Raw genomic sequence first — 17,465 nt, 5'->3', positions numbered from 1 at the left:
CATTGTCCCGATGAAAGGCCACCCGTGAGCAATATTCCAGAAGAACTTTCCTACACCGCAGAGCACGAGTGGGTCACCGCTCCGGATGCCGATGGCGTTGTGCGGATTGGCATTACCGATTTCGCGCAGGACGCGTTGGGTGATGTGGTGTACGCACAGATGCCGGAACCGGGCACCAAAGTCACCGGCAACGAGGTTGTCGGGGAGGTCGAATCCACCAAGAGCGTCAGTGATATCTACGCTCCGGTTACCGGTGAGGTCATCAATCGCAATGATGCCCTGGACACGGATCCCGCACTGATCAACTCGGACCCGTACGGCGAAGGCTGGCTTATTGAAGTAAAGCTTGCAGAACCTGACGCAGTGGATTCCCTGCTCAGTGCATCGGAGTACGAACAACAGGTAGGCTAAAGTTATCTGGCCCGCCCGGCTGTTTTCCCATCTCAGGGAAAGAGGGCGGACGGGCCAGCAACCGATTTGCCCGGCGGTACCGGGATGCGGAAGTGGCTGGCAGGGTCTGGGACTGCCAGCGGATGAGGAGGAAATTCCATGGTTGGCGGCGACAAGAACCAAGCCAATGTCGGGAACGGCGCGGAGGAACAGCCGACGTCGGAGACCACCTCGATCAGCATCACGCCAACATGGGACGAGCCAAGCATTGCCCCCAAGTTGGCTCCTGAAGAGCGTGCATCCGTGGACGCCCTCCCGCCGAACTCGGCTCTTCTCATTGCCCACAGCGGTCCCAATGCCGGAGCGCGCTTCCTGCTCGATGCCGACACCACCACTGCTGGCCGGCATCCTGACGCGGACATTTTCCTTGACGATGTCACGGTCTCCCGCAAGCACGTGCAGTTCATCCGCACGGCGTCCGGTTTCGAACTGGTGGACATGGGCAGCCTCAACGGCACCTACGTCAACCACGACCGTGTTGACCGTGTGCAGCTCAAGAGCGGCAACGAGGTCCAGATCGGCAAGTTCCGGTTGACCTACTACATCAGCCCTGTCCGCCCTGCAGGCCAAGTCTGACGGGGAACCTGCCTGTGGCTATTGCCCAGCCTGACCGTCGTGGACCGCAGGTCCTGAACATCGGGGAAGTCCTGGCGCAGCTCAGCGATGATTTCCCCGGGATGACCGCGTCCAAAATCCGTTTCCTTGAGGAAAAAGGACTCATCAATCCAAAGAGGACCCCTGCCGGCTACAGGCAGTACGCGGACAGCGATGTCGAGCGCCTCCGATTTGTGCTTGCCCTCCAGCGTGACCAGTACCTGCCCCTCAAAGTGATCAAGGACTACCTTGACGCGATTGACCGGGGCGAACGGCCGGAAAACCTCCCGCCGGGTGTTACGGTCTCGCCGAGGGTGGTCTCTACGGAGATGGCGGCAGAAGTGCAGGGCCGTGCCCGTGCCCTCACGGAGGAGCAACTGCGCGCAGAGTCCGGCGCCAGCGTGCCCCTGCTGGAATCACTCCTGAGCTTCGGCTTGATCTCCCATGTCGGTGGCAAGTTCGATGAGCACGCGCTGCAAGTGGCCAGGGCCTGTGTCCAATTGGAAGGGCACGGCCTGGAGCCCCGGCATCTTCGTCCTTTCCAGGCTGCGGCTGAACGGGAGTTCGGCTTGGTGGAAAGAGCGGTCGCGCCTTTGACGTCCCGGCGTGATGCGGCATCGCAGGCCCGGGCTGCCGAGGCTGCGCGCGAGATCAGCGATCTCTGCCTTACCCTGCACAGGGCCCTGGTCCACGACCGAATCTCGCGGATGGACAGCTGATGATAGAAGTTGAAATCGTCGGAGTACGGATTGAACTGCCGTCGAACCAACCCTTGGTGCTTCTGCGGGAGCTCAACGGTGAACGGCACGTGCCGATCTGGATCGGCACACCCGAAGCCAGTGCCATCGCCCTTGCCCAGCAGGGTGTGGTCCCGCCGAGGCCCATGACGCATGATCTCCTGATCGATGTCGTGGAATCCCTGGGCCACACAATCATCAGCGTGAACATTGTGGCCGTAGAGGACAACATCTTTTACGGGCAGCTCCAGTTCGACGACGGCACGGTAGTCAGTTCGAGGGCGTCGGACGCCCTTGCCCTGGCTTTGCGGGCAAAGTGCCGTATTTGGTGTGCGGATGCGGTCATGGAAGAGGCAGGCGTCCGGATCACCGAACATGATGAGGGCGAAGACTCCGAGCCTGATCCCACCGTGGAGGAAGAGCGTGAAATGCGCCGGTTCCGCGAGTTCCTGGACGACGTTGAGCCTGAAGATTTTGAAGGTTGAGACACCCTCAACCTAAAGTTGAGGGTGAAACTTTCGACACGACAGGATTTTGGGGCCGGGGTCTTTGACCTCGGCCCTTCGTGGGCCTAACGTCGAAGTATCAAGTTCCCGTTGCATACACTGCCCGCGCAAGTCACACTGGAAGGTGCCGACTTGCGGGAATTACACTGCTGCATTTCGTCGTTGTATCAGGGTATGCACCGTCCCCAAGGGAGCTGACAACAAGGAGGTCACGTGAGTCCGAAAGGCGAAGCAGGCGAGCTGAAGCAGTCCTCTGCCGGCATTGCTGCGCCCGCATCCGGCGCCCAAGGTCTACTCTTCACAGAAGATCTTCCCGTGTTGGACGAGGACGCGGGCTACCGCGGCCCGACCGCCTGCAAGGCGGCAGGTATCACGTACCGCCAACTCGACTACTGGGCACGAACGGGTCTCGTCGAGCCGGCGGTCCGCGGAGCGGCGGGCTCAGGATCGCAACGGCTTTACGGATTCCGGGACATCCTGGTCCTGAAAGTGGTCAAGCGCCTCCTTGATACCGGTGTCTCCCTCCAGCAGATTCGAACCGCGGTTGAACACCTCCGCGAGCGTGGAGTCGAAGACCTTGCGCAGATCACTTTGATGAGCGATGGCGCCAGCGTGTACGAATGTACGTCTGCGGACGAGGTCATTGACCTCGTACAAGGCGGGCAAGGCGTCTTCGGCATAGCCGTGGGGCGCGTATGGCGCGAAGTCGAGGGCAGCCTGGCCGCCCTGCCGAGTGAGCATGCCGCGGAGCAGTCCTTTCCCGACGACGAGTTGAGCAAGCGCCGCGTCGCACGCCGTATCGGTTAGGCATCCGCCCCCTCAAACGTGAAGAAAGCCTCGTCCCTGCCGGGACGAGGCTTTCTTTTGTAGTGGCATGAAATTCCGGTGCCGGTCAGCGTTGGCGGCGGTCCCTGACGGAGCCTTGTCCCTCAAGGAGGCTCTCAAGGAGGGCGTCGAAAAGTTTGGCGGCGTTCTTGGCTGAGTCTCCGGGCCAGTGGTGGACCGAGTGGGCCGCACCCTGGATCTGCTGCCAGTTGGCTTGTTCGGGGATGTGCGGACTCAGCAACAGCTCTCCGAACATGGATTCCATTTCGGCCAAGCGGAAGGTGTGCTCGGCCGATCCGCTGCGGACGCGGTTGGCGACAATGCCTGCCGGGGCCAGGTTGGGAGCGAATTCCTGGCGGAACAATTGAATTGCCCTCATCGTCCGTTCCGTACCCGCCACGGAGAAAAGGCCCGGTTCGGCCACGAGGACCACGCGGTCACTGGCGCTCCAGGCCATGCGCGTCAGTCCATTCAACGACGGAGGGCAGTCCACCAGAACCAAGTCGTAGTTGGTGGCGCCGGCCAGAACGGCTGACAGCCTGCGGAGGTCGCGGCGGCCAAGGTCCGGCCGGTCGTAGATCCCGGTGAAGGCAGATCCTACGGCGACATCCAACGTGCCGTCGCTGGAGCCGTTGGAAACCCAGCTGCTGCCGGCCACGTTGTCCTGGAGCTTGGCGCGCCGGGGGCTTTTCAGCATTCGGCCGATGTCCTGCTGTCCGCCCGGCTGAACTCCAAGCGCCGTCGTGGCGTCGGCATGGGGATCAAGGTCCACCACCAAAGTAGGGATGCCGGCTGCGAGGGCCGCGGACGCCAGACCGGTGGTCACGGACGTCTTTCCCACTCCACCTTTGAGGCTGCTGATGCTGACTACTTGCACTTGAAAACCCAAAACCTAACGCCGGTTGCCGTATCGCGCTCCTTCGGCTCCGGAATCCCAGGAGCCGGGGCTTGCCGAAGCCCCCACAACATCATATGGTGCTTCGGCGCGGAATCCCGCTTTCTACGCGCCCGGCCCGGGGAATAGAGGAGGTAATAGCACGGCGTCGCTTCGCGCGCACGCATATACCGTCCAGATGACGAATCCATTGTGATGGTTGCCACAAAGATTTGTGTTTGATGCTGGCGGCACTACACACTGTGACCACCGACCGATCCACCCGCAATGATGCAGGAGAAGTATGTTTTCGAAAATTCTGGTGGCCAATCGCGGAGAAATCGCGATCAGGGCGTTTCGCGCTGGTTATGAACTGGGCGCCAAGACCGTAGCCGTCTTCCCGCATGAGGACCGTAACTCGATCCACCGGCAGAAAGCCGACGAAGCTTACCTGATCGGCGAGGTGGGCCACCCCGTCCGTGCCTACCTGGACGTCGAGGAGGTTGTCCGCGTCGCCAAGGAAGCCGGCGCAGACGCCATTTACCCCGGCTACGGGTTCCTGTCCGAGAACCCGGATCTCGCCCGCGCCGCGAAAGCGGAGGGCATCACCTTCGTGGGTCCTCCTGCGGAAGTGCTGGAACTGGCAGGTAACAAGGTTGCCGCCCTGGAGGCTGCCCGGAAGGCCGGCGTTCCCGTCCTGAAGTCCAGCAAGCCGTCCAAGGACCTGGACGAACTCATCGCGGCGGCGGAAGAGATCGGCTTCCCCATCTTCGCCAAGGCAGTAGCCGGTGGTGGCGGACGCGGCATGCGCCGCGTGGAGACGCGCGAAGCGCTGCCCGAAGCCCTGCAGTCGGCCATGCGCGAAGCGGACGCCGCCTTTGGCGACCCCACGATGTTCCTTGAGCAAGCCGTGCTTCGCCCCCGCCACATCGAAGTGCAGATCCTTGCCGATGCCGAAGGCAACGTCATGCATCTGTTCGAACGTGACTGTTCGCTGCAGCGCCGCCACCAGAAAGTCGTGGAGATTGCCCCGGCGCCGAACCTGGACGAGAACATCCGCCAGGCGCTCTACCGCGACGCCGTAGCATTCGCCAAAGCACTGAACTACGTCAATGCCGGAACGGTCGAGTTCCTCGTCGATACTGAAGGTGAGCGTGCCGGCCAGCACGTCTTCATCGAAATGAACCCCCGTATCCAGGTGGAGCACACTGTCACCGAGGAAATCACCGACGTCGACTTGGTGCAGGCCCAGATGCGCATTGCCTCGGGGGAGACCCTGGCAGATCTGGGATTGAGCCAGGAGACCGTGTCCATCAAGGGCGCCGCGCTGCAGTGCCGCATCACCACCGAGGACCCCGCGAACGGCTTCCGCCCGGACGTTGGCAAGATCACCGGTTACCGTTCTGCCGGCGGTGCCGGTGTAAGGCTCGACGGCGGTACCGTCTACTCAGGTGCCGAGATCAGCCCCCACTTTGACTCGATGCTCGTGAAGCTGACCTGCCGCGGCCGTGATTACCCCGCTGCCGTTGCCCGTGCCCGCCGTGGCCTTGCTGAGTTCCGTATTCGCGGCGTCTCCACCAACATCCCGTTCCTGCAGGCTGTTCTTGCAGATCCGGACTTCAACGCCGGCAATGTCGCCACGGACTTTATCGATAAGCGCCCCGAGCTGCTCAAGTCCCACATCTCTGCAGACCGCGGCACCAAGCTCCTGACCTGGCTCGCCGACGTGACTGTGAACAAGCCCAACGGCGAACTGACCGTCCACACGGATCCCGCCAGCAAGCTGCCGGTAATCGACGGGCCCGTCCCCACCTCGGGCTCGCGCCAGCGTTTGCAGGAGCTCGGTCCGGAGGGCTTTGCCAAGGCCTTGCGTGAGCAGAACGCCCTGGCAGTCACGGACACCACGTTCCGCGATGCCCACCAGTCGCTCCTGGCAACCCGTGTCCGCACCCGTGACCTCGTGGCCGCTGGCCCGGCTGTGACGGCGCTGATGCCCGAGCTGCTTTCCGTTGAAGCCTGGGGTGGAGCGACGTACGACGTCGCGCTCCGCTTCCTTGGCGAGGACCCCTGGGACCGCTTGGCTGCTTTGCGCCAGGCCTTGCCGAACACCTGTATCCAGATGCTCCTTCGCGGGCGCAACACCGTGGGGTACACGCCGTACCCGGAAGAAGTGACGGAGGCCTTCGTTAACGAGGCGGCGGCCACCGGCATCGACATCTTCCGTATCTTCGACGCGCTCAACGACGTGAACCAGATGGCCCCCGCCATCCGTGCGGTACGGGCCACTGGCACGGCCGTGGCAGAGGTGGCCCTGTGCTACACAGGCAACCTGCTCGATCCTGAGGAGAAGCTCTACACCCTCGACTACTACCTGGACCTGGCACAGAAGATCGTTGACGCGGGCGCACACATCCTGGCTATCAAGGACATGGCCGGCCTGCTTCGGCCGGCAGCGGCCGCCAAGTTGGTTTCCGCCCTGCGCGAGCGGTTCGACCTTCCGGTCCACTTGCACACGCACGATACCGCCGGAGGCCAGCTCGCCACGCTCCTCGCCGCCGTGGACGCCGGGGTGGACGCCGTGGACGTCGCGGCAGCTTCGTTGGCAGGCACAACGAGCCAGCCGGCCGCTTCGGCCCTGGTCGCGGCACTGGCCAACACCCCTCGCGACACAGGCTTTAGCCTAAAGAACGTCGGTGCCCTTGAGCCCTACTGGGAAGCAGTGCGTCGTGTCTACGCCCCGTTCGAGTCGGGCCTTCCGGGTCCAACAGGACGTGTCTACCAGCACGAAATCCCCGGTGGTCAGCTTTCAAACCTCCGCCAGCAGGCCATCGCATTGGGCCTGGGTGAGCAGTTTGAGGCCATCGAGGACATGTACACAGCTGCCGACCGGATCCTTGGCCACCTGGTCAAGGTGACGCCTTCCTCCAAAGTGGTCGGTGACCTCGCCCTGCACCTTGTGGGCCTGAATGCCGACCCGGCGGACTTCAACGAGAATCCGCAAAACTACGACATCCCGGACTCCGTCATCGGCTTCCTCTCGGGCGAACTTGGTGACCCTCCCGGCGGCTGGCCCGAGCCGTTCCGCACCAAGGCCCTGCAGGGCCGCAGTGTGAAGGTGCGCGATGTGGACATCAGCGCCGAGGACAGCGCAGCCCTGAAGGCCGATTCCAAGACTCGCCAGCAGACGCTGAACCGCCTGCTGTTCGCCGGGCCTACCAAGGACTACCAGAAGAGCGTTGAGACCTACGGAAACATCTCGGTGCTTGACACCCGCGACTACCTTTACGGTTTGCAGCGCGGTGCCGAGCACGTCATTGAGCTTGAGAAGGGCGTCCGGCTCATCGCGCAGCTGGAAGCTGTCTCCGAAGCCGATGAAAAGGGCATGCGCACGGTGATGTGTACGCTGAACGGGCAGTCCCGCCCCGTCGTCGTCCGTGACCGTTCTGTCGTGAGCAACGTCAAGGCGGCCGAGAAGGCCGACCCCGCCCAGCCGGGGCAGGTTGCCGCGCCGTTCGCCGGCGCCGTGACCGTCACCGTCAAGGCGGGTGACACCGTCAAGGCCGGCGACACCGTGGCCACCATCGAGGCGATGAAGATGGAAGCTTCCATTACGACGCCGGTGGCCGGGACGGTTTCGCGCCTGGCCATCTCGGCGGTGGAGCAGGTGCAGGGCGGGGACTTGTTGCTGGTCGTCAGCTAGCGACAAGCACCGCAAAGGGAACCCCTCCCGGACTGAGTCCGGGAGGGGTTCCCTTTTGTTTTCCTGCCTTGGTTCCGGCGATGCTGGCTACGACGCCCGGGGAGCGGAATACATTTCCTCGATGACTGCGTCAAAGTCCTTCATGACCTGGGCCCGCTTGACCTTAAGGGACGGTGTGAGGTGACCGGAGGCCTCGGTGAAGTCCGCCGGAACAACACGGAAGGACTTGATGGCCTCGGCCTGGGACACCGACTGGTTTGCCTTGCTGATCAGCTCCTGCACGGCGGCCTTCACGACAGCGTGCCCGCTGGCCTCTTCCAGGGTGGTGCTCGAAGGCAGCCCGTGTCGTTCCAGCCAGCCGGGCAAAGCTTCTTCATCCAGCGTGACCAGCGCGCCGATGAACGGACGGTTGTCGCCTACCACCAGGACCTGTGAGACCAGGGCATCGGAGCGGATTTGGTCCTCCAGCAGGGCGGGCACCACATTCTTGCCGCCGGCCGTAACGATGATCTCCTTCTTGCGGCCGGTGATCTTCAGGAAGCCGTTGCTGTCCAGTTCGCCGATGTCACCGGTGCGGAACCAGCCATCCTCCGTGAACGTCTCTTCGGTGAGGTCCGGGCGCTTGTAGTAGCCGCGCATGACGCAGACGCCCTTGGCGAGGATTTCGCCGTCGTCCGCAATCTTGACCGAGTTCCCCGGCAGGGGAGCCCCTACGGTTCCGATCCTGATCATGGAGGGCGTGTTGACGGAAATGGGAGCCGTGGTTTCGGTCAGTCCGTAGCCCTCAAGGATCTGCAACCCGATGCCCTGGAAGAAGTGGCCCAGGCGTTCGCCCAGGGGACCGCCACCGGATACCGCATGGGCGACATGTCCACCCATGGCCGCCCGGAGCTTTCCGTACACCAGTTTGTCGAACACAGCGTGCTTGATCTTCAGCCCGAGGCCGAGGCGTCCGTCCTGGCGTGCCTTGGAGTATGCGATCGCCGTGTCCACGGCCCGGTGGAAGATGGCGCCCTTGCCGCCATCTTCGGCCTTCGTCAATGCGGAGTTGTACACCTTCTCGAAGACACGCGGGACTGCGAGGATGAACGTGGGCTGGAAGCTCTGGAGGTCGCCCAGCAGGTTCTTGATATCCGGGGTGTGGGCCACCTGGACACCCCCGGCCACAGCCAGGACGGAGATGAAGCGGGCAAAAACGTGGGCCAGCGGCAGGAACATGATGGTCTTGCCGGACTCGTTGATGATCTCCGGCAGGGAGGCCCGCGCATTCTCGGACAGCTCCACGAAGTTGCCGTGCGTCAGCTCGCAACCCTTCGGCCTGCCTGTGGTGCCGGAGGTGTAGATGATGGTGGCCACATCCCGCAGGCCGGCAGCGGAGCGGCGGGACTCAAGTTCGTCGTCGGGAACCCCCGCGCCGGCGGCGCGCAGGGCATCGAGGCCGGCGCCTTCGAGCTGCCACACGTTGGCGACGGAGGCAATGTCCTCCGCGACGACGGCCTGCCGGATGATGTCCTCATGGTGGGCGGACTCGCCGAACGCGGCTACAGCGCCCGAGTCTCCGAGGTTCCAAGCAACCTGCGACGGCGATGACGTTTCGTAGATGGGGACGGACACGGCTCCGGCAAACCAGATCGCGAAGTCCACCAGGGACCATTCGTAGCGCGTCCTGGACATGATGCCCACCCGGTCGCCCTGGCCGACACCGCTGGCGATGAGGCCTTTTGCCAGCGCACGGACGTCTTCGAGGAACTCTGTGGCCCGAATGTCCTTCCACTGGCCGCTGCTGTCCAGTTTGGAGAACAGCGGTGGGTTGGAAGCCTTTCCCGCCTCCCGAAGCACGAAGTCCGTGATGTTGGTTTCAGGGGAGATGTTCACGAGGGGAGGAACACTGATTTCACGCACGGTAGCTCCTTTGATATCCACGGGCCGCGAGGGGCTTCTTTTCACTCTAGTATGCCCGCTCGCAGAGGTGTGTTCTATTTCACCTACTCGCGAGTAACTTTACGGATTCAGCATCATTTCAAGCAACTCGGGGACTTCCGGCGCCCTCGATGCCGGGGCGCAGCAGCTGGCGGAATAGTATGAGGGGATGCCCGCATTCCCCTCCAGCACCCGCGTAAACTCCAGGCCCCCGGCCGCCGCATGGAAGGACGTTCCATGGGCTGCCCGGCGAAGCCACCTCGGCCGCAGGGGACTGGCCATCGGGATCGACATCGGGGGCACCAAAGTGGCGGCCGGCGTGGTCGATGCCGAGGGCAGGGTCCTTGCCGAAGCCCGGAGGTCCACTCCCGGGGCCGATCCGCGGGCCGTGGAACAGACCATCGTGGAGCTCGTGGACGAACTCAGCGCCAGTCACCGCGTCGCTTCGGTGGGCATTGGCGCCGCCGGTTGGATGGACCTCGACGGCGGTACGGTGCTGTTCAGCCCGCACCTCGCCTGGCGCAATGAGCCCCTGAGGGCCAGCCTGCAGAAACTGCTCAGGCGTCCGGTCCTTCTGACGAACGACGCCGATGCCGCGGCGTGGGCGGAATGGCGCTTCGGGGCAGGACACGGCGAGAGCCGCCTCGTGTGCATCACCTTGGGTACGGGCATTGGTGGTGCCATGGTGATGGATGGCCGGGTGGAGCGGGGCCGCTACGGTGTGGCCGGCGAATTCGGTCACCAGATCATCTTCCCTGGGGGTCACCGCTGTGAATGCGGCAACCGTGGATGCTGGGAACAGTACGCTTCCGGGAATGCGCTGGGCCGTGAAGCCCGGCAGCTCGTCAGGACCAATTCACCCGAGGGCCGGGCTTTGCTCGAACGTGCCGGAGGTGCCGCGGAGAGCATTACGGGGGCTGCTGTCACAGCCCTCGCCCTTGCCGGCGATGTCACGTCCCGGGAGCTGCTCGCGGACCAAGGTGAATGGCTGGGCCTGGGCCTTGCCAACCTCGCCGCTGCCTTGGACCCGGGCATGTTCGTGATCGGCGGCGGGCTATGCGATGCAGGAGAACTGTTGGCAGGACCTGCCCGCGACTCCTTTGCCAAAAACCTCACAGGGCGAGGATTCCGGCCCATGGCAAGGATTGAACTGGCTGCCTTGGGCCCTCGGGCCGGCATGATTGGTGCCGCGGACCTGTCGCGTGTCAGCGGGAGGACGCACAGCTAAGGCCAGCCGAGGCGTCCTGGACGCCGGCACTTAGATGCGGGCGCCGTCGTCGTCCTCATTCTTCTCCTGCGGAAGCCTCATGATGAGGAAGACTACCGACGCCACAAAGGCGGCAACGATCCCGAGGATGGCTGCAAGCGGAGCTGAACGCCAGAACATGGCGGTGAAGAGCAGGGCTATGGGACCACCCACAGCACCAACCCATGCCAACATCGTCAAGGGTTCGGTACCGGCAAGGCTCGGCGGCTCCTCGGGGACGAACGGTTCTTCGTCGTCGTCCACCTCAAAGTCACGCGGGCCCAGCGCGCGGCCCTGTTCGTCGCCGGCGGCATCAGGTGAAGGCACTGTCGATGGCGCCGACAGGCCCAGTGGGTCGAAGTCGCTGAAGCTCTTCCTGACCCCGGCATTCGGCTGGCCGGATTCCGGTTCCGGTTTGTCGGGAGCGGATTGCGTCGCTTCCAGCCGGGCTACCAGGTCCTGCCATACGGCGTCGTCGTCCTTGTTGGCGCTCTGGTCGGCTGAGTTGGGATCAGGCCTGTTCATGGGCTGCATCCTTATCGGGGGAGGACCCGTGCCCGGCCAACGCCGCTACGGTCTGGTGGATGAAGTCGACAGTACCGGAGAAGATTTCAGGCGCGTCATTGTCCAGCGTAGCGACGTGGTGGCTGTTGTGGAGGTAGTTGATCTCCACCGGGGCCTGCACGCGGGAGCGCAGGAATTCCAGGCTGAGGTTGGAAATGACGTTGTCCACTGTCGACTTGTAGACCCGCACTGGTGCCGTGATGCGCGGCAGGATCATGGCGGTGTTCTTGTACATCTTCTTGAGCTCGTGGGCCGCGGCGACGGGGGTTCGAGCGTAGGCGCCTTCGTCCTGGTCCGGTTTGAGGATGTCGTTTGCGATGGCTGGAGTCGTCTTCACCACGTACTTGAGCGCGGCAACAATGACGGCCCGTGGATCGTCCAGCACAAGTCCGGGATTGACCACCACTGTCCCCGCAACGGGCCGCGTGGCTGCTATCCGCAAGGCCAAGGTGCCGCCCATGGACAGTCCCGCAGCGAAGACGTACTCGCATTCGGCCGCCAATTCAAGGTAGGCGTCATCGACCGCGCGGTGCCATTCCTGCCACGAGCGCTTGGCCATATCCTGCCAAGTAGTGCCGTGCCCGGGCAGCAGCGGAAGCCGCACGGCGTAACCGGCAGCGGCCAGATGCTCAGCCCAGGGCCTCACGCTGTGGGGGCTTCCGGTGAAGCCATGCGACATGACCACACCAACGCGGGGTCCAGTTCCGCTCCAGTTGCTAAGGAACGGTGAGAAATCCGGGAGCATTTTCATGATGACTCCGAGGCTACTCTGTGATGGGCATGTTGGCGGAAAAATGCCGCGGATTCTTCGAAAATGGTCGGCGCGTCAACATCCAGGATGGCCACGTGCCCGCTGTGCGGAAGCGTCACAACTTTCAGGCGCGTCGAGTCAATGTGCTTGCGGATGGTATCGACCGAGCTGGGGGGAATTACGCCATCCACCGTCGACTTGAAAACCAGGGTCGGTGCCTTCACATGCGGCAGTCCCCGGGTGGCCGAGCGGAACAGTTTCTTGAGCTCATGCACGGCTTTGAGGGGTGTCTTGGAGTAGTCGCCGTCTTCGGTCAGCACCGGTGCTGCGGAGTCTTCAACGATGGGCTCGGTGGTCCGCATGACGTATTTCAAAGCACCGACGTACTTCACGCGCCGGTCGTAGAAACTCAGGCCCGGATTGACCAGCACCACACCGGGTACGTCGTGAAGGGACGCCAGCCGGAGGACCACGGCTCCGCCCATCGACAGTCCGGCAACGAAGCAGGTTTCCGTGGTGCCCGCGAGTTCCAGGTAGCTGTCTTCGAACGCGTTGTACCAGTCCTGCCACCGGGTTGTGGCCAGATCCTGCCAGCTGGTGCCGTGACCTGGCAGGAGGGGAAGTGTCACAGCAAAACCCTGCGCGGCCAGATACTCAGCCCATGGAAGCATGCTCAAAGGGCTGCCCGTGAAGCCGTGACAGATGGCCACTCCTGTGGAGGCGTTCGGACCGTGTCCGGCGTAGTGGAAAGCGGTCGCTGCTGGAGGTTTGCGTTCCGTCATGCGTTCCATCGTGTCACTGTTCCGGATATTTCTCACTGGAGTAGGGTTGCAGTTGAGTGCCGGCCGGTGGTGCCGGAAGCATGCCAGCCAACGGCCGTGAGAGGACAAGCGTGTTCTATTGGGTCATGAAGAGGATCTTTCTGGGTCCAATCCTCAAGCTCCTGTTCCGTCCCTGGGTCAAAGGCCTGGACAATGTTCCCGAGAATGGGGCGGCAATCCTGGCATCGAATCATCTGTCCTTCTCGGACTCCATTTTTCTTCCCTTGATGGTCCGTCGTCCGGTGATTTTCCTGGCCAAGTCGGAATACTTCACGGGCAAAGGGCTGAAAGGCCGGCTCACAGCGCTGTTCTTCAGGCTGAGCAATCAGCTCCCCATGGACCGTTCCGGAGGGGCGGCCTCAGAGATGTCGCTGCAGGCCGGCAAGGACGTGCGCACCTCCGGTGGTCTCCTGGGAATCTACCCCGAGGGCACGCGGAGCCCAGATGCCAAGCTCTACCGTGGCAAAGTGGGCGTTGCCAGGCTGGCACTGCAGACCCGCGTCCCGGTGGTCCCCGTTGCCATGATCGGGACCGAAAAAGTCCAACCTATCGGCAAAAGGCTCCCTAACATCCGCCGGATCGGCATCATCTTCGGACAGCCGCTGGACTTCAGCCGCTATTACGGAATGGAAGAGGACCGTGCCGTCCAGAGGGCGGTTACGGACGAGATCATGTATGAACTGATGCGTCTCTCCGGCCAGGAATACGTTGACGAATATGCCGCCGTGGTCAAGGCCAGGTTGGCCGGCAAGGGCCCGGAGCCCCTCCACAAGCTTGAGGGGAAAGAAGACGCTGCGAACGACATCGCGGAGGACAGGGACGAGCCCCGCGCCGAAGGCCAGTGAGTGCACGGATACTGTGACGCAAACGGCAGCATCAGTTACGCCGCCAGTGCCTCAACCCTGCCCCGGGCCACTACTCTTGAAGGGTGACTGAGCTTACCGCAAACACCGCACTTCCCACCGCAGATCCACTCGCCAGCACCGCCCAAAGCGGAGCTGCGAACTATCCCGGGCTCGACGCATGGCGTGACCTGCCGATTTCGCAGCAGCCGACGTGGTCGGATGCCGAGGTTTTCAAGGCCTCGGTCAAGGAACTTTCGATCGTTCCGCCGCTGGTTTTTGCCGGAGAGGTCGATGTCCTCAGGGAGCGCCTGGCTGCTGCGGCCCAGGGCAAGGCATTCCTGCTCCAAGGTGGTGACTGCGCGGAAACGTTCGAGGCCGCCACGGCCGACAAGATCAGTGCTCGCGTCAAGACCATCCTGCAGATGGCAGTCGTGCTGACGTACGGCGCCGCCATGCCCGTGATCAAGATGGGCCGCATGGCCGGACAGTTCGCCAAGCCGCGTTCGTCCAATGATGAGACCCGCGACGGCGTGACCCTGCCGGCGTACCGCGGCGACATCGTCAACGGATACGACTTCACCCCTGAATCCCGCGCCCACGACGCCGGCCGGATGTTGCAGGCGTACCACACCTCTGCCTCCACCTTGAACCTGATCCGCGCCTTCACGCAGGGTGGTTTCGCCGACCTCCGCCTGGTCCACCAGTGGAACAAGGGCTTCACCGAGAACCCGGCCCACGCGCGTTACGAGTCCCTGGCCCGGGACATTGACCGCGCCATCAAGTTCATGGACTCTTGCGGCGCCGACTTCGAGGCGCTCAAGCGCGTCGAATTCTTTGCCAGCCACGAAGCGTTGCTGCTGGATTACGAGCGTGCCTTGACACGCATCGACTCCCGCACCGGCTTGCCTTACGACACTTCGGCCCACTTCCTGTGGATCGGCGAGCGGACGCGCGAGTTGGATCACGCCCACGTCGACTTCCTCTCCCGTGTGCGCAACCCCATCGGCGTCAAGCTGGGCCCGACGACCAGCGGCGACGACGCTTTGCGCCTCATCGACAAGCTGGACCCGAACCGCGAACCCGGCCGCCTGACCTTCATTACCCGTATGGGCGCGAAGAACATCCGCGAGAAGCTGCCCGCCGTCGTCGAGCGCGTCACGGCCTCCGGCGCCCAGGTCCTTTGGGTGACGGACCCCATGCACGGGAACACGGTGACCTCGCCGAACGGCTACAAGACCCGTAACTTCGATGACGTCATTGACGAAGTCCGTGGCTTCTTCGAAGTGCACCACTCGCTGGGTACAGTCCCGGGCGGCCTGCACGTGGAGATGACCGGCGACGACGTCGCGGAATGCCTCGGCGGTGCCGACCCGATCGACCAGGACGCATTCCTGGACCGCTACGAGTCCGTGTGCGATCCGCGCCTGAACCACATGCAGTCGCTGGAGATGGCCTTCCTGGTAGCCGGAGCCCTTTCCAAGCGGTAGGTGCTCCGCCCCGAACACACAGCATGAAGGGCGCGGTCCGGGTTTCCCCGGGCCGCGTCCTTATGGTTGCTGCGTGTTTCGCTGACCTACACCACGGTGAGCGTAACTACCGAGCCTTCCGGAGCTTCGGTGTTGGCGGGGCTCTGGGCCCGGACGCTTCCGAAGTAGCCTCCCAAGATATTGTTGATCTCTACCTTGAACCCCAGCTTCTCAAGCTCTCTCTTGGCTTCCGTTGCCTGCTTGCCTATGAAGCTTGGGACCTTGACCATCTTTGGTCCCTTCGAGACCGTCAACGTCACCGTCTCACCCTTGATGAGCGTGCCGTTGGCCGGGGCCTGTGAGACCACCGATCCCTTCGGGACGCTCTTGTCGTTGACAGTCTCGGGAGCGATGACAGCCTTCAGCCCGGCGTCCTGGATGGCCTTGACGGCCGCGTCCTGCGCCAGCCCACGCACATCAGGGACCGGTATGGGCTGGGGCCCCTTGGAAACCACCAAGGCAACGGGTGTTCCGTGGCGGACTTCCTTGCCTTTGGCGGGGTCCTGGGCGATGACGACCCCCGCCGGAACCTTCTCATCGAACGCCTGGGTGACATTGCCGAGGGCCATTTGTGCTCCATTCAGTGCAGTTTTGGCCTGATCGAGGGTGCCGCCGGTGAGGTCCGGGAGGGGGAACAGCTGGGCTCCCTTGGACACGAAAAGCGTGATGGGCTGAAACTTCCGGACTTCGGCGCCCGATTCCGGTTTGGTGCCCACGGCGAGCCCGGCGAGGACGTCGTCGTCGAAAACGTCCTGGGGTTCAGACTGGAAGCCCGCGGTCCGGAGCAGCTGCTGGGCTTCGGCGACCGTCTTGTTCTTGACATCCGGGACGGTTCCCGGCGCGCCCGGTCCCATGCCGAAGAACCAGCCCGCACTGGCCGCCAACAGCGCAAGAATAACGATCACCACGGTCCAGATGAGACCACGACGGCGGGGGTTGCCTTCCCTGAGCGGCCGCACGGGAGTTGCCGCCGCCCGGGCACGGTCCTTGGCCTGCTGCCGTTCGATCCGCTTCAGGTCCCTTTTGCCGGGTGGACGGCCGTCCACTCCTGCGGCGCCGGCAGGCGCCTGGAAGGAGGGAGCACCGGCGGCCATGATGGTGGTCGGGTTGCTCTGGTGGGAAATGAACTCCGTGGGGGAAGCGGTGGTCGCTATCGCCTCGGTGGCATTGCTGAAAGGATTTTGGGCAACGGTGGCGGCCGTGGATGCGTGGGAAAGGCTCGTGGCGGCCGGCTGCTGGCGGTGGTCAAGTTGCTCGTCGCTGAGCGTCGTGCGGATGTGGCGCAGTTCCGTCAGCAAGGCGGAACCATCAACTGGCCGCTTTTCGGCATCGACGGCGGTGCACCACTGAACGAGTTCGTCCAGGTCTTCAGCAAGGCCTGGGACGGCTTCCGAGGGATGGCCAACAGCTGAGTTCACATGCTGGTACGCCACCTGGATCGGGGAATCGCCGCTGTACGGTTGTTTGCCCGTCAGCATTTCGTAGAGCATGATTCCGGCCGAATAGATGTCGCTGCGGGCATCGGCCGGCTGACCAAGGACGAGCTCGGGAGCCAGGTAGGCCACGGTCCCTATCAGGGCGCCGGTGCTGGTGTTTGCCGAGATTGCCCTGGCCAGGCCAAAGTCGCCCACCTTGATCCGGCCGTCGTCCGCGATAAGCACGTTCTCAGGTTTGATGTCGCGGTGAATCAGCCCGGAGTTGTGGGCGGCGGCCAGGCCTTCGATCACCGGATCAATGAGAGCCAGAGCCAGGCGTGGAGGCAGGGCTCCTTGTTTGTTCAGGACATCACGGAGGGTGTGTCCCTTCACGTACTCCATGACGAGGTAGGCAATGTGGCCGTCCTCGCCCTGGTCGAGGACGCCAACAATATGGGGGTGGGAGAGGCTCGCTGCGGCTTTTGCTTCGCGGCTGAGCCGTTCCAGGAACGTTTGATCGTTGGCAAGGTGCGGGTGCAGGACCTTCAGTGCCACATCGCGTTCCAGGCGCCTGTCCGTTGCCAGGTAGACGGTGGACATCCCGCCCTTTGCCAGGCGGGATCGGACCACGTAGCGCCCGTCCACGGTGGTCCCGATGAGGTGGTCCTGCATTGGTTCTTGCACCCTACGA

General features: G+C 63.4%; 15 protein-coding genes. 9 read left to right on the top strand and 6 right to left on the bottom strand.

Annotated features, from left to right (window positions below):
* The first annotated feature begins 24 nt into the window (after positions 1 to 24).
* The 5 genes from gcvH to FDP28_RS16360 all read left to right on the top strand — a co-directional run bounded on the left by gcvH (position 25) and on the right by FDP28_RS16360 (position 3,094).
* Complete coding sequence (gene gcvH / locus FDP28_RS16380) at positions 25 to 411, top strand: glycine cleavage system protein GcvH (protein WP_144662598.1); 387 nt, start codon at positions 25 to 27, stop codon at positions 409 to 411.
* Between the two features lie 138 nt (positions 412 to 549).
* A complete protein-coding gene (locus FDP28_RS16375; protein WP_144662597.1) occupies positions 550 to 1,026 on the top strand; it encodes an FHA domain-containing protein in 477 nt (158 codons plus the stop codon).
* Between the two features lie 20 nt (positions 1,027 to 1,046).
* On the top strand, positions 1,047 to 1,763 hold the full coding sequence (ftsR, locus tag FDP28_RS16370) for a transcriptional regulator FtsR (RefSeq protein WP_144662632.1): 717 nt from the start codon (positions 1,047 to 1,049) through the stop codon (positions 1,761 to 1,763).
* Complete coding sequence (locus tag FDP28_RS16365) at positions 1,763 to 2,266, top strand: bifunctional nuclease family protein (protein ID WP_144662596.1); 504 nt, start codon at positions 1,763 to 1,765, stop codon at positions 2,264 to 2,266. The genes ftsR and FDP28_RS16365 overlap by 1 nt, the downstream gene beginning before the upstream one ends.
* A gap of 234 nt (positions 2,267 to 2,500) precedes the next feature.
* Positions 2,501 to 3,094, top strand: a complete 594-nt coding sequence (locus FDP28_RS16360) for a MerR family transcriptional regulator (RefSeq protein WP_011774391.1) — start codon at positions 2,501 to 2,503, stop codon at positions 3,092 to 3,094.
* Positions 3,095 to 3,179: 85 nt separating this feature from the next.
* Here the strand turns inward: FDP28_RS16360 and FDP28_RS16355 are convergent, their stop codons facing one another.
* Positions 3,180 to 3,989, bottom strand: a complete 810-nt coding sequence (locus tag FDP28_RS16355; protein ID WP_144662595.1) for a ParA family protein — start codon at positions 3,987 to 3,989, stop codon at positions 3,180 to 3,182.
* A 301-nt stretch (positions 3,990 to 4,290) separates the two neighbouring features.
* Between FDP28_RS16355 and FDP28_RS16350 the strand changes: the two genes are divergently transcribed.
* Complete coding sequence (locus tag FDP28_RS16350; protein ID WP_144662594.1) at positions 4,291 to 7,686, top strand: pyruvate carboxylase; 3,396 nt, start codon at positions 4,291 to 4,293, stop codon at positions 7,684 to 7,686.
* Between the two features lie 87 nt (positions 7,687 to 7,773).
* Here the strand turns inward: FDP28_RS16350 and FDP28_RS16345 are convergent, their stop codons facing one another.
* Complete coding sequence (locus FDP28_RS16345; RefSeq protein WP_144662593.1) at positions 7,774 to 9,588, bottom strand: AMP-dependent synthetase/ligase; 1,815 nt, start codon at positions 9,586 to 9,588, stop codon at positions 7,774 to 7,776.
* 187 nt (positions 9,589 to 9,775) lie between these two features.
* Here FDP28_RS16345 and FDP28_RS16340 point away from each other — a divergent pair, with 187 nt between their 5' ends.
* Entirely contained in the window at positions 9,776 to 10,834 is a 1,059-nt protein-coding gene (locus FDP28_RS16340) for an ROK family protein (protein ID WP_144662592.1), read from the top strand.
* Positions 10,835 to 10,864: 30 nt separating this feature from the next.
* On the opposite strand, the gene FDP28_RS16335 is transcribed toward FDP28_RS16340, so the two are convergent.
* The 3 genes from FDP28_RS16335 to FDP28_RS16325 are packed head-to-tail and all read right to left on the bottom strand — an operon-like array spanning position 10,865 to position 12,949.
* On the bottom strand, positions 10,865 to 11,377 hold the full coding sequence (locus FDP28_RS16335; RefSeq protein WP_144662591.1) for a hypothetical protein: 513 nt from the start codon (positions 11,375 to 11,377) through the stop codon (positions 10,865 to 10,867).
* Positions 11,364 to 12,167, bottom strand: a complete 804-nt coding sequence (locus tag FDP28_RS16330) for an alpha/beta hydrolase (RefSeq protein WP_144662590.1) — start codon at positions 12,165 to 12,167, stop codon at positions 11,364 to 11,366. Before FDP28_RS16330 ends, FDP28_RS16335 begins: the two co-directional genes overlap by 14 nt.
* Positions 12,164 to 12,949, bottom strand: a complete 786-nt coding sequence (locus FDP28_RS16325) for an alpha/beta hydrolase (protein ID WP_144662589.1) — start codon at positions 12,947 to 12,949, stop codon at positions 12,164 to 12,166. Before FDP28_RS16325 ends, FDP28_RS16330 begins: the two co-directional genes overlap by 4 nt.
* Before the next feature lie 110 nt (positions 12,950 to 13,059).
* Here FDP28_RS16325 and FDP28_RS16320 point away from each other — a divergent pair, with 110 nt between their 5' ends.
* Entirely contained in the window at positions 13,060 to 13,833 is a 774-nt protein-coding gene (locus FDP28_RS16320; RefSeq protein ID WP_144662631.1) for a lysophospholipid acyltransferase family protein, read from the top strand.
* 83 nt (positions 13,834 to 13,916) lie between these two features.
* Positions 13,917 to 15,320, top strand: a complete 1,404-nt coding sequence (locus tag FDP28_RS16315) for a class II 3-deoxy-7-phosphoheptulonate synthase (RefSeq protein WP_144662588.1) — start codon at positions 13,917 to 13,919, stop codon at positions 15,318 to 15,320.
* Positions 15,321 to 15,406: 86 nt separating this feature from the next.
* On the opposite strand, the gene pknB is transcribed toward FDP28_RS16315, so the two are convergent.
* Positions 15,407 to 17,446 carry a Stk1 family PASTA domain-containing Ser/Thr kinase gene (gene pknB, locus FDP28_RS16310; RefSeq protein ID WP_144662630.1) on the bottom strand — a complete coding sequence of 680 codons (2,040 nt, stop codon included), beginning with the start codon at positions 17,444 to 17,446 and terminating at the stop codon, positions 15,407 to 15,409.
* Between the last annotated feature and the right edge of the window lie 19 nt (positions 17,447 to 17,465).

Origin of the sequence: Paenarthrobacter nicotinovorans, from assembly GCF_007670255.1 — a bacterium.
In the GTDB taxonomy this organism is placed as follows: domain Bacteria; phylum Actinomycetota; class Actinomycetes; order Actinomycetales; family Micrococcaceae; genus Arthrobacter; species Arthrobacter nicotinovorans_B.
This window is presented reverse-complemented; position numbering and strand designations above follow the sequence as displayed.